The organism is Roseibium denhamense (assembly GCF_009711415.1).
GTDB classification, from domain to species: domain Bacteria; phylum Pseudomonadota; class Alphaproteobacteria; order Rhizobiales; family Stappiaceae; genus Roseibium; species Roseibium denhamense.
Window position 1 is genome coordinate 43389 of sequence record NZ_SMLZ01000085.1, and the last position, 10892, is coordinate 54280.

Here is a 10892-nt window from a genome sequence, read left to right on the forward strand (position 1 = left end):
ATTGAACGCCGTCAGACTTGGCGCACCACGATCTTGGTCTGGAGTGGAACACGCCCATAAAGGTCGATGATATCCTGCTGCAGCATGCGGACGCAGCCTGAGGAAACGGCTTGCCCGATCGACCAGGCTTCCGGTGTGCCATGGATCCGGTAGAGGGTGTCTTTTCGGCCCTCGTAGATGTAGAGAGCCCGGGCCCCGAGTGGATTGGACAGTCCGGGCGGCATGCCGCCTGCATATTTTTCAAGTTCCGGCTGGCGCTGGCGCATTTCAGCTGGCGGGAACCACTTGGGCCATTCTCTTTTGGCCCCGATCCGCGCGGTTCCGCCCCAATCAAATCCCGCCCGTCCGATCCCGACGCCGTAGCGCAAGGCTTTGCCGTCCGGTTGTGTCAGATAGAGAAACCGTCCCGGTGTATCGACAATGATCGTGCCGACCGGTTCCTCGGATGTAAAATTGACCTGCTGGCGGTAATAGGCCGGATTGATCTTTGAAATGTTGACGGCAGGAATAGGAAACTGCTCGTTCGGCATAGCGCGATAAAGGCGCGCATAATCCGTTGCTGGACGGCTGGCTCCGGCAGATGCAGCCGTTTGGACCGAGGGCGTGCCAGGACGCGGAGGCAGCTGGGCGGTGTTGTTGCACCCGGCAAGAAGCAGTCCTGTTGAAGACCATAGAAAAGAACGACGTGACAGCATGAAGGCCAGGTCTTCCGATCACAAATTGTGTGTGGCACCAACCGGCGGCAAATCAGTCCGCCGGTACCCGCCACTTTTTTGGCCTTCAAGCGTACTTCATTTCAAGTCACAACCTGAGGAGGCCCGGGAACATATCCAAAGCAATATGTCCTGCTGCCCACGATTTAGGAGAAACCGCCTCGCTCTCAGGCCTGCAAGACCACGATTGGGGTATCATCCGGCACCCGATTGTACAGATCGATTATGTCCTGGTGCAGAAGGCGCACGCAACCAGACGACACCGCCTGGCCAATGGACCAGTATTCCGATGTGCCATGCAACCGGTAGAGCGTGTCCTTGCCGCCTTCGAAAATGTAAAGGGCGCGCGCGCCGAGCGGGTTTTCAAGGCCGGGCGCCATGCCATTCCTGAATTCTTCCAGCTCCGGCTCACGTTCAATCATTTCCGCGGGTGGTGTCCAGGTCGGCCATGGCCGCTTGTAGGCGATCCTCGCCCGGCCGCCCCAGTCAAACCCGGCCCGGCCGATGCCAACGCCGTAGCGCATGGCTTTGCCGTTTTCCATGGTCAGGTAGAGGTAGCGGTTCGGCGTATCGACGATAATCGTGCCTGCGCGCTCTGGCGAATAGTAGTCAACGAGCTGACGGTAATAGGTCGGATCGATCTTGGTCAGGTCGACTGCCGGAATCGGGAACTGTTCTTCCGGCATGGCCCGGTACATTTGAACATACTCAGCCGCGATGGGACGGCCCTTGTAGGTCAATCCCGATGGCTGCGGGGCCGGAGCGCGGGCTGTTGAACAACCTGCTGCCAATGTTGCCGCCGCGGATGCGATAAAGATACGTCGGTTGAGCATTCCAATTTCCGTTGCGTGGTTTCTGTCGGCCTGCAGGAAGCACGCCAAATAAAGAGCCGGTCGAGAGGCTTCCCTCAACCGGCCATTCACGCTTATCAGCAAAATTTCGTCGGAAAAGAGGCACCGACTTCACCTTGCGGTGAACCTCCTGCGCCAGAGCGTCAGGGTGTGTCTTTTGCGCACCGGCCGTTAGCCGGCGGTCTCTTTGGCCAGCGGCGGCTGGAACTGCCAACCCATGTCCCACGGGAAGTAGATCCAGGTGTCCTGAGACACCTCGGTCACAAAGGTATCCACCATCGGTACGCCGACAGGCTTCGCGTAGACCGTTGCGAAATGGGCTTTGGGCAGCATTTCGCGCACAACTTTCATGGTCTTGCCTGTATCGACAAGGTCATCAATGACGAGAACGCCGCTGCCTTCCCCGTCATCAAGGTCGACGACCTTCGGGTCGACCGGCTTGATGACATCGAGCCGGCCCTGAGTGTCGTAATCGTGGTAGGAAGCGATACAGACCGTTTCAATCGTGCGGATCCCGAGTTCGCGCGCGACAATACCGGCCGGGACCAGTCCGCCGCGGGTGATGCAGACAATCGCCTTCCATTCACCGACACTGGACAGCCGCCAGGCAAGAGCCCGGGAATCGCGGTGAAACATATCCCATGAAACCGGGAAGGCTTTGTCTTGTGCTGGGTTTTCCATTCTAAAATCCTTCGCGTTACCCGGAAATCTCTGTCACGGCTTGCGACACGTCTTTGGCCGCGGCGCTCAGCACGGCTTCGTCTCGCGCCCGGATAACAATCTGTGTTGTGAATTTGCCATCTGTGGCTTTCGGATAGGAACCGATCAGGGTGTTCGGATGCGCATCTTGGATCGCGGCAAGGCGCTCCGCGATACGGCTTTCCGGCATGTCGGCAGACACGGTTTCAGACAGCATCCTGGTGCCGGTTTTCAACGTGGGCGCCACCGCATCCATCATTGCCTGCATAATTGACGGCACACCGGCCATCACATGGACATTGCCAATCCGGAAACCAGGCGCTTTTGAAACCTTGTTTTCAATCAGATCTGCGCCTTCGGGGATCCGCGCCATACGTTTGCGGGCGTCCGTGAATTGGCCGCGCGCGTAGTGGCTTTCCAGAATCGCCACGGCCCTTGGATCCAGGTTTAGTGGAACCTTGAATGCGGCGGCGACACTTTCCGCAGTGATATCGTCATGGGTGGGGCCGATCCCACCGGAGGTGAAAACGTAGTCATACCGCTGGCGGAGGGCATTTACCGCTTCGACAATGTCTTCCTTGATGTCGGCAACAACCCTGACTTCTTTTAGATCTATGCCAAGAGACGTCATATAGTCGGCAACAAAGCCGATATTCTTGTCTTTGGTCCGGCCGGACAGGATCTCGTCACCAATGACCAGGAATGCAGCTGTAACGATGCTTTCTGCCTTTCCGCCGGTCATGCTGAAACGTCCCCTCATTGAATGAAATCTGGCTTTATAGCAGCTTTCCGCTGAGCTCAAGCGCAGGCTTTGTTATTGCGGCGGTGTCCAGCCGTAAATGTTGTCGAATCTCGCCGCCAGTTTCTGCGCGCCCGACAGGCGCAGGACTGTGTTCCGCGCTGCGGCAAGAATGCCGTCCATATGAAAAGTCCTAGCGTTCCGGAAAGCTTGTGCCTGAACCGTTCGAACACGCGCCTTGCGGCTTTCTTCATAAGCGCGCAAGGCGGCCGGTATGTTTTCGGTATTTGGCGGCAAATGGTGCGCGAGGACGGCGGCGTCCTCAATCGCCATCGCCGCGCCTTGCGCCATGTAGGGAAGCATTGCATGCGCTGAATCGCCGAGCAGAGCCACGTGACCATGGGTCCAGGGTCCCGATGCATCCACGCTGCACAAGGCCCATTTCAACCAGCTGTCCGGAGCATTCAGGAGGTTGCGCACATCAGAGGGCCAATGTCTGAAATTGTGGATCAGATCCTCCTGGCGCGCGGGCGCTGACCAGGTTTCGTCCTGCCACGGCTCTTCGACAAGAGCGACAATGTTCAACAGCTGGCCGTCCCGGATCGGGTAGTGCACCAGATGCGATCTCTTGTGTAGCCAGAGGCCGGAATTCTTGTGCCAGCGCTCTGGAACGTTCTCAATGGGGACCGTCGCGCGATACGCGACCTGTCCGCTGAAACGCGCGTTTTGGTGTTCCGGGACCAGCTTTCGCGTCTTCGACCAGACGCCGTCGGCTCCGATCAGAGCTTTGCAGGTCTGTGAGTTCGCATTTCCCCCGGTGTGAAATGAACATGTCAGACCGCCAAAAGGTGAGGCGGTTATGTCTTCAACGGTCGTGTCCACAATCAGGCGAATGCCGTCATCGGAGCTTGCCGCCTCAAGCAAGACGTTTTGGAGATCGGCACGATGAACCACCCAAAAGGGGTTCCCGTGCCGGGTCTTCAGAAAACCGCCGAGCTCGACGCGGCTGATCTTGTCACCGGTTTGACCGGACCAGATCTCCAGGTTCGGCGGCGCATAGACCTTGGGTGCCAGGGCATCAAGCAGCCCCAGCTGGGCGAGGACAGCGCAGGCGTTGGGAGACAGCTGCAAGCCGGCTCCGACCTCCTTCAGGTTCGTCGCGCGCTCGAGAACAACAATCTCATGCCCGGCTTTGCGCAAGGCTAAGGCGGCGCTCAAGCCGCCGATGCCTGCGCCAGCAATTACAATCGGTGCCGATGATGGGGTTTCAGACATCCGTATTGCCTGCGGTCAGGCTGCTACTGGTGTCCAGGTGCAGTCCATTGGCGAGGATTGGGCCGGCTCGAGGGTTGCATCATATTTGTAAAGCGTAGAGCAGTAGGGGCAGACAATTTCGTTCTCGTCGCCCATGTCCAGAAACACGTGCGGGTGGTCGAACGGGGGATGCGCCCCGATACACATGAATTCACGTGCGCCGATTGCAACAGAATCATGTCCGCTTGAGTTTTGAAAATGCGGGACAACCTTATCCGCCATGGTCAAATTCCTCTAATGATGTGGGCAAACCACCCTCTCAAAATTTTCCGGACCATACCGGTTTGAAATCAAAAAGTGTAGTGCCGTCGCGCTGCGGTTCACGGTCACACACGCGAATTGCTGTCTTGCCTGGAGGGATTCAGCTTTGTTTCCAGATCCTTTGCCAAAGAAGACGCTTGCCCTTACTGTAGAGACTGACTAATAATTCCGTTTACGTAAAGGTTATATACAAGATGCCTCGTTTCGAAGCTGATGAAATTGCCTTGGCCTATTTGGACGAAGGGGAAGGGGAGCCCATCCTGCTTATCCATGGCTTTGCCTCCAACAAAGAGGTCAATTGGCAATATCCGGGATGGGTGGATCTGCTTGTGAAAGAAGGCCGCCGGGTGATTGCGATTGATAACCGCGGCCATGGCCAGAGCCAGAAGTTTCATGATCCGGCTGCCTATGGGGCGCCCGTGATGGCGGAAGATGCCCGGCGTCTTTTGGATCATCTTGGTATCGAGAGCGCCGACGTCATGGGATACTCCATGGGTGCGCGCATCACAGCTTTTCTGGCCCTCAATCATCCAGACCGCGTGCGCCGCGCTGTCTTCAGTGGGTTGGGCTACGGCATGGTCACCGGGGTTGGGGACCCGGAGCCGATTGCAGCGGCTCTTGAGGCCGAACGCTTGCAGGATGTGAGCGACCGGACCGGCCGAGCGTTCAGGGCTTTCGCCGAGCAAACCGGTTCGGACCGGTTGGCCCTTGCTGCCTGCATGCGGTCCTCCCGCCAGAAAATCACCGAGGCTGACGTAACCCGGATATCCCAACCGGTACTTGTGGCTGTCGGTACCAAAGACGATATCGCCGGGTCTCCACAGAAGCTTGCAGCGCTTATGCCGCATGCGGACGTCCTTGAGATCCCGGGGCGCGATCACATGGTTGCCGTTGGCGACAAGGTTCACAAGCAAGGCGTGTTGGCCTTTTTGAACAATGTCGACGCCTAGAGGAATTCCCACTCAGAAAGAAACGCGCCGGTTCTGTCTGAGTGGGAGAAATTGCTCTTGATTTGAGCGTGTTAGAGCATCTTTTTCCGATCTGATTGATCGCTCCGGCGGTTCAATCTGACCGGCAGATGCTTCAGTCAGTCCGGCCGGGAGGGCCGGTCCTTGGGAGGGGTGATGTATCCGAAGCGTGTGACATTTCAGGGCGCAGAACAAAACAGTCTGGTTGCCGACCGGTATGGTTCGGACGGGCAGCCGGTTGTTCTGTTGCATGGCGGCGGCCAAACCCGCCATTCGTGGGACACAGCAGCGGCGCGCATCGCGGATCTGGGCCACCGGGTTTACTCCATCGACCAGCGCGGACATGGCGAGAGCGATTGGGTCGAGACCCGGAACTACACCTTTTCGGACTTCGGGAAGGATCTTGTCGCGGTTACCCGCCAAATCGAAGCCCTCCACCGCGCAAAACCAGTTGCCGTCGGTGCCTCCCTGGGAGGCTTTGCCGGAATGCTGGCCGAAGGTTTGGAAAAGCCCGGATGCCTCTCGGCTCTTGTGCTTGTCGACATCACGCCGCGGATCGACATGGGCGGGGTCAGCAAGATCATCGGTTTCATGGGCGAACGGGTCGAAGAAGGGTTTGAAACTGTCGAGGAAGCTGCCGATGCCATTGCCCGTTACTTGCCGAACAGGGCGCGGCCGAAGGATCTGTCCGGTCTCAGCAAGAACTTGCGGCTTCATGAGGATGGCCGTTACCGCTGGCATTGGGATCCGGCCTTCCTGAATTCAAGGCAGAATCACGATCCGGAGCTGGCCAGCGAAGTCCAGGCCAACATGCTGAAAGCTGCGCGAAACCTTCGCCTTCCGGTTCTCCTGATCCGTGGACGGAATTCGGAGCTTGTGTCGATGGAACATGTCGAGGAGTTCAAGGACTGTGTTCCGCACGCGAAATTCACCGACATTCATGACGCAGGTCATATGGTGGCCGGTGACCGGAATGATGTGTTTGCCGGGGCTGTTGAGGATTTCCTGACTGATCTGAAAGCGGAAGCCGCGATTGCGTAACGTCTCCGCTTATTCGCCCTTGAAGACGGGGGACCTTTTTTCCAGGAAGGCGCGGCACCCCTCGGCGTAGTCCGCGCTCTGGATACAGGTGTCAGCGTCCTGGAAAGCAGCCTCCAGCTGGTCTGGGCGATCTGGTGCGGATTGCAGCAGGTTGATGGCTCTCTTGGCGGCCAGGAGGGAAAGAGGCGCGTTTTCGGATATTTTTTTGCAAAGGGCATTTACACGCGCATCGAGTTCCGCTTCGTCAATGACTTCATTGACCAGACCCATTTGCAACGCAGTCTGGCTTGTTAACCGCTCGGCCGTAAAGAGTATGTGCTTGGCATGGCTCGGTGTCACTGCGGCCAGCAGGTCGCCGAGCGCTTCGGGCGGATAAGCAAGGCCCAGCCGGGCGGCAGGGATCCCGAAAAAGCTGGAGCGTTCTGCAATGCGGCTGTCACAGGCCAGGGCCAGACCCAGTCCGCCGCCGAGACAGGCGCCCCTGATGACCGCAATGACGGGAACGGAAAGGGTCCGGATCGCCGAAAAAGCAGCTACGTTGATTGCGTCATATAGTTTGGCAGCCTCTGGAGAGGCGCGCACGTCCTGGAACTCCGAGATATCCGCTCCGGCGCAGAATGCCGCTTCCCCAGCGCCCCTTAAAATGGCCACTCGGATCGACGCGTCGTCCCGGATGCGCTTGCACAGACCCGGCAGGGCCTGCCAGTCTGCAAGCGTTAAGGCGTTCTTGCGCTCCGGCGCATTCAGGATGATCTGCGCAACCGGGCCGTTCCTGGATAGAACGAGATTTCCCATTTGAAGGTCTTCAGACGTTTGGCTTTGCATCTTGTCTCCCGGCGGATTGGTCCAGCCTTCAGCTGGGGCATCATAAAGAACTGGAAACGTTAGCGCTTCTTTGCCTATAAGCGGCACTCATATCTGATATCAGGAACTTTTGTTTGGGAAAACTGACGGCTGGCCCTATCTTAAGGGCGCAATCGCGAGGGCTGTCAAAGGGAGATAAGCCATGTCTGCACCAATCAAGAAGTCTGGATTGGAGACAGTCACAAGCCATGACCCGGTTTGGCGGCAACTGAGAGACGAAGCCCAGGCAATGGTCGCGGCAGAGCCCGCGCTGTCTTCCTTCGTCTATGAAACCGTTCTGAATCACGACAGTCTGGAAGAGGCCGTGCTTCACAGATTGGGTGACCGGCTGGGGCGGGACATCGTCTCCGCCTCTTTGATCCGGCAGACCTACCTTGAAGCGCTTTCGGATGAGCCGGAGCTGGCTGAAATCTTCCGCGTCGATATTGTCGCCGTCTTCGACAGGGATCCTGCATGCTTCCGGTACCTGGAGCCCGTGCTCTACTTCAAGGGGTTCCATGGTCTGCAAACCCACCGCCTCGCAAACTGGCTATGGCGCAAGGGGCGCAAGGATTTTGCGCTTTACCTGCAAAGCCGTGCTTCGGAAGTCTTTCAGATCGATATTCATCCGGCGGTGCCTGTCGGACGCGGCATCTTCATTGACCATGGAACCGGCATCGTTGTCGGTGGGACTGCGGTGATCGGGGATGATGTCTCCATCCTGCAAGGCGTGACGCTTGGCGGTACCGGCAAGGAAGGCGGGGACCGCCATCCCAAGATCCGCCATGGTGTTTTGATCGGGGCCGGTGCCAAAGTGCTCGGCAATCTGGAGATCGGACATTGCAGCAGGATCGCTGCGGGGTCCGTCGTTCTTGGAAATGTTCCTGAAAACTCGACCGTTGCAGGTGTGCCGGCGAAAATTGTCGGGAAAGCCGGGTGTTCGGAGCCGTCGCGCAGCATGAACCAGCTGCTCAGCGAGGATTTGGCCATGCGGGGCGAGGAAGACGGGGAAAGCTGACGGAAAGTGTTTGGCAATCCGGACAGGTCTTGTAGGTTCCGCGCGAACGAGCCAAGAGCCAATCAATAAGGAGACAGCGCTTTGAAACCTGATGAAATCCGCAAGATCGAAGCCTATTTGCGGGCGAAATTCGAGCTGCCCAGCATTCAGGTCCGGGCGCGCCCGCGCAAGGACGACTCGGCGGAGGTTTATATTGGCGAAGAATTTATCGGCGTGATCTTCCGAGACGATGAGGACGAGGATCTAAGCTGGAATTTCCAAATGGCGATTCTGGAAATCGATCTGGACGAAGTCAGCTAATACAGGCTTTGCGAACCTTTGAAACAGCGCTCTCGGAGCGCTGTTTTTTATTGGTCCGCACCGTTCAAGCAGCTGAGGCAATCAGCTCAAAGCGTGGGACGTTTTGTCAGAAGCGTCCAAAGCCAATTGCACACTTCAGATCAAAAGCGATTTTCCCCAACAGCCGGAACCGGCACGTTTCTGTCTGAGTGGGAGTTGGTCTAGCCGGGCTTTATGCGGCGGAAACTGGTGACTTTGCCCAGGATGCTGTGTTCGATCACCTGCCAATCCGCAAGCAGGTCCCGGTCGAAACGGTAGCGAATTTCAATACCTTTTTGAAAGGCGACAGCCCGGTGGCAGACCGAGTTGCCCGTACTGGCATCTTGGCTGCAGCGCGCAATAAAACCGTTGGGCGTCGTGGGATCGAAGGCGATGATGTCACTGGATGCGTTTTTGCGTGACAGCCTCAAGACCGTTAGCCCGGCCGGGCCATCCAACTCACCGCCGCGCGCAAGCCGGCGGTAGAACGGATCAAGCCTGGCCCGCATAGTCTCCCGCCCCGGGTTGCTCTCAAGGTCAATGGTGATCGTCCTGTTTGCCGTTCTGGAGGCTGGATACTTTTGCGGCACCGCCGACAATTCCGGCCAAGTTACCTCAAGGCTGAGCTTCGGCACGGACCTGCGGCCTGAGGCGAGCGCGGCTTTCTGACGGGTGTTCACAAGAAGGTCAGAGGGGATCGCAAACGCGCTTGGACCGATCTCCACATCAAGGATCTGCGGATACTGGAACCTGGATGCTGCGGTGTCCCAGTTCCAGGTCCAATAGGCGATACGATCGGCAAGATAGGCTGCAGCCAAGACTGCAATGGAGACCGCAAGAACCGAAAACCGTCCTGGTTTGAGACCGATCGGGTCGGGCAGGGACATGGGGGTCATTGCACTGCCTTTGACCTGATACGGCACAATCTGTCCTGGAACGGAACAATTTTCCCGGTATGGGAGTCCGGCCGCCCATGTCTGATTGCCATATTCTTTGGGTTTTTGCCCATTTCCCAGCCCGGCACGGAGTTTGCTCTTGACCCTTTACGAATTCTTAATCACCCTCCGGGTGAAAGGGTTAACAGGGGGTTAACGGGCGACATGTCGAGTTTACTAATCGTTGGATACATTGCTTGCGCGGGGTTTGTGGCAGCCGGTGTCCTTGGAAGCCTGTACCAGCTGGTAACGAGCCAGCCGCCGCGTTTCAATTTTGCAGGTGAGACCGTTTTGAGTTTCCTTGCGGGAGTGATGATGTGTGTGTTCGCCGGCCCATTCATCATTATGCGCAATGCAATCCGGGGGCGCCGGATCGAAAACCGTCCGCTGGGCTGGCTGGTCGCTTCATCGACCATCGCCGGCATGTGGAGCATGTGCTCGGGTGTCATGGTGATGAACGTCGCCCTCATCGTCGCCGGCTACCCGTAATACCAAGATGCCTGTCTACAGCCTTGACGGACGCAAACCCGTTTTTCCCGCCGAAGGCGCGTATTGGATCGCCCCAACTGCAACGCTTATTGGAGATATCCTTCTGGAGACCGATGCCAGTGTTTGGTTTGGCGCGGTTTTAAGAGGGGATAACGAACGCATTTCGGTTGGGGCACGCTCCAACATTCAAGACGGTTGCGTTTGCCATACCGATATGGGGTTTCCGCTGAACATCGGGGCGGACTGCACAATCGGGCACAATGCCATCCTCCATGGCTGCGTGATCAAGGACGGATCTCTTGTCGGGATGGGCGCCACTATTTTGAATGGTACCGTGATCGGATCAAACTGCATTGTCGGCGCAAATGCGCTGATCCCCGAAGGCAAGGTTATCCCGGATAATTCGCTCGTGGTCGGCATGCCAGGGAAGGTCGTGCGGGAGCGGAGCGAAGCCTCTGCCAGCGATCTTGTGCGGTCTGCCGCCGGTTATGTCGCGAATTGGCGCAGGTTTAGTACAGGTCTCGGCGAACTTTAAGCTCATCGTCACAACCACTGATCAGAAAAACGGGAACCGGCCTGCGGGGGCGGGCCGGTTCCCTGGATCCGGTCGTGGTAGGGATGGGGAGGGTGGGGACGCGACCGGATCGTCCAGAAGGCCCTTCCGGGCCAACCCTGAAATGTCTAGTTCGAAACGCTGCTGACC

Annotated in this window: 14 protein-coding genes; 6 read left to right on the top strand and 8 right to left on the bottom strand. The window is 57.7% G+C overall.

The window, feature by feature from the left end; all coding sequences use genetic code 11:
- Positions 1–11: 11 nt before the first annotated feature.
- The 6 genes from E1180_RS02535 to E1180_RS02560 all read right to left on the bottom strand — a co-directional run bounded on the left by E1180_RS02535 (position 12) and on the right by E1180_RS02560 (position 4538).
- Complete coding sequence (locus E1180_RS02535) at positions 12–695, bottom strand: L,D-transpeptidase (protein WP_196220509.1); 684 nt, start codon at positions 693–695, stop codon at positions 12–14.
- A gap of 185 nt (positions 696–880) precedes the next feature.
- On the bottom strand, positions 881–1546 hold the full coding sequence (locus E1180_RS02540) for a L,D-transpeptidase (RefSeq protein WP_155189509.1): 666 nt from the start codon (positions 1544–1546) through the stop codon (positions 881–883).
- 189 nt (positions 1547–1735) lie between these two features.
- On the bottom strand, positions 1736–2245 hold the full coding sequence (gene gpt, locus E1180_RS02545; RefSeq protein ID WP_155189510.1) for a xanthine phosphoribosyltransferase: 510 nt from the start codon (positions 2243–2245) through the stop codon (positions 1736–1738).
- Between the two features lie 16 nt (positions 2246–2261).
- Positions 2262–3005, bottom strand: coding sequence for a competence/damage-inducible protein A (locus E1180_RS02550; protein WP_155189511.1), 744 nt, complete (start codon positions 3003–3005; stop codon positions 2262–2264).
- Positions 3006–3077: 72 nt separating this feature from the next.
- Positions 3078–4277 (bottom strand): FAD-dependent monooxygenase, encoded by a 1200-nt coding sequence (locus E1180_RS02555; RefSeq protein WP_155189512.1) that lies wholly within the window; start codon positions 4275–4277, stop codon positions 3078–3080.
- Positions 4278–4292: 15 nt separating this feature from the next.
- Positions 4293–4538, bottom strand: coding sequence for a zinc-finger domain-containing protein (locus E1180_RS02560; RefSeq protein ID WP_155189513.1), 246 nt, complete (start codon positions 4536–4538; stop codon positions 4293–4295).
- 233 nt (positions 4539–4771) lie between these two features.
- On the opposite strand from E1180_RS02560, the gene E1180_RS02565 reads away from it, so the two are divergent.
- Both E1180_RS02565 and E1180_RS02570 read left to right on the top strand, forming a co-directional pair.
- Positions 4772–5527 carry an alpha/beta fold hydrolase gene (locus E1180_RS02565; protein WP_155189514.1) on the top strand — a complete coding sequence of 252 codons (756 nt, stop codon included), beginning with the start codon at positions 4772–4774 and terminating at the stop codon, positions 5525–5527.
- Between the two features lie 174 nt (positions 5528–5701).
- Positions 5702–6586: an alpha/beta fold hydrolase gene (locus E1180_RS02570; protein WP_155189515.1), complete on the top strand. Its 885-nt coding sequence runs from the start codon at positions 5702–5704 to the stop codon at positions 6584–6586.
- A 9-nt stretch (positions 6587–6595) separates the two neighbouring features.
- Here the strand turns inward: E1180_RS02570 and E1180_RS02575 are convergent, their stop codons facing one another.
- Positions 6596–7411, bottom strand: coding sequence for an enoyl-CoA hydratase-related protein (locus tag E1180_RS02575; RefSeq protein WP_155189516.1), 816 nt, complete (start codon positions 7409–7411; stop codon positions 6596–6598).
- 181 nt (positions 7412–7592) lie between these two features.
- Here E1180_RS02575 and cysE point away from each other — a divergent pair, with 181 nt between their 5' ends.
- Together cysE and E1180_RS02585 are read left to right on the top strand one after the other, a co-directional pair.
- Positions 7593–8447 (top strand): serine O-acetyltransferase, encoded by an 855-nt coding sequence (cysE, locus tag E1180_RS02580; protein WP_155189517.1) that lies wholly within the window; start codon positions 7593–7595, stop codon positions 8445–8447.
- An 81-nt stretch (positions 8448–8528) separates the two neighbouring features.
- Positions 8529–8747 (top strand): DUF3126 family protein, encoded by a 219-nt coding sequence (locus E1180_RS02585; protein WP_155189518.1) that lies wholly within the window; start codon positions 8529–8531, stop codon positions 8745–8747.
- A 200-nt stretch (positions 8748–8947) separates the two neighbouring features.
- Here E1180_RS02585 and E1180_RS02590 read toward each other — a convergent pair whose 3' ends face one another.
- The gene (locus E1180_RS02590) at positions 8948–9661 is read right to left on the bottom strand and encodes a hypothetical protein (RefSeq protein WP_155189519.1); all 714 of its coding nucleotides are present in this window, start codon (positions 9659–9661) and stop codon (positions 8948–8950) included.
- A 204-nt stretch (positions 9662–9865) separates the two neighbouring features.
- Between E1180_RS02590 and E1180_RS02595 the strand changes: the two genes are divergently transcribed.
- Together E1180_RS02595 and E1180_RS02600 are read left to right on the top strand one after the other, a co-directional pair.
- Positions 9866–10189 (top strand): DUF6949 family protein, encoded by a 324-nt coding sequence (locus E1180_RS02595; protein WP_155189520.1) that lies wholly within the window; start codon positions 9866–9868, stop codon positions 10187–10189.
- Positions 10190–10196: 7 nt separating this feature from the next.
- Entirely contained in the window at positions 10197–10724 is a 528-nt protein-coding gene (locus tag E1180_RS02600; protein ID WP_155189521.1) for a gamma carbonic anhydrase family protein, read from the top strand.
- The last annotated feature ends 168 nt before the right edge of the window (positions 10725–10892 follow it).

Coding starts and splice junctions, on each gene's coding strand:
- E1180_RS02535 (WP_196220509.1), bottom strand. CDS start 695: ATGCTGTCACGTCGTTCTTTTCTATGGTCTTCAACAGGACTGCTTCTT.
- E1180_RS02540 (WP_155189509.1), bottom strand. CDS start 1,546: ATGCTCAACCGACGTATCTTTATCGCATCCGCGGCGGCAACATTGGCA.
- gpt (WP_155189510.1), bottom strand. CDS start 2,245: ATGGAAAACCCAGCACAAGACAAAGCCTTCCCGGTTTCATGGGATATG.
- E1180_RS02550 (WP_155189511.1), bottom strand. CDS start 3,005: ATGACCGGCGGAAAGGCAGAAAGCATCGTTACAGCTGCATTCCTGGTC.
- E1180_RS02555 (WP_155189512.1), bottom strand. CDS start 4,277: ATGTCTGAAACCCCATCATCGGCACCGATTGTAATTGCTGGCGCAGGC.
- E1180_RS02560 (WP_155189513.1), bottom strand. CDS start 4,538: ATGGCGGATAAGGTTGTCCCGCATTTTCAAAACTCAAGCGGACATGAT.
- E1180_RS02565 (WP_155189514.1), top strand. CDS start 4,772: ATGCCTCGTTTCGAAGCTGATGAAATTGCCTTGGCCTATTTGGACGAA.
- E1180_RS02570 (WP_155189515.1), top strand. CDS start 5,702: ATGTATCCGAAGCGTGTGACATTTCAGGGCGCAGAACAAAACAGTCTG.
- E1180_RS02575 (WP_155189516.1), bottom strand. CDS start 7,411: ATGCAAAGCCAAACGTCTGAAGACCTTCAAATGGGAAATCTCGTTCTA.
- cysE (WP_155189517.1), top strand. CDS start 7,593: ATGTCTGCACCAATCAAGAAGTCTGGATTGGAGACAGTCACAAGCCAT.
- E1180_RS02590 (WP_155189519.1), bottom strand. CDS start 9,661: ATGACCCCCATGTCCCTGCCCGACCCGATCGGTCTCAAACCAGGACGG.
- E1180_RS02595 (WP_155189520.1), top strand. CDS start 9,866: ATGTCGAGTTTACTAATCGTTGGATACATTGCTTGCGCGGGGTTTGTG.
- E1180_RS02600 (WP_155189521.1), top strand. CDS start 10,197: ATGCCTGTCTACAGCCTTGACGGACGCAAACCCGTTTTTCCCGCCGAA.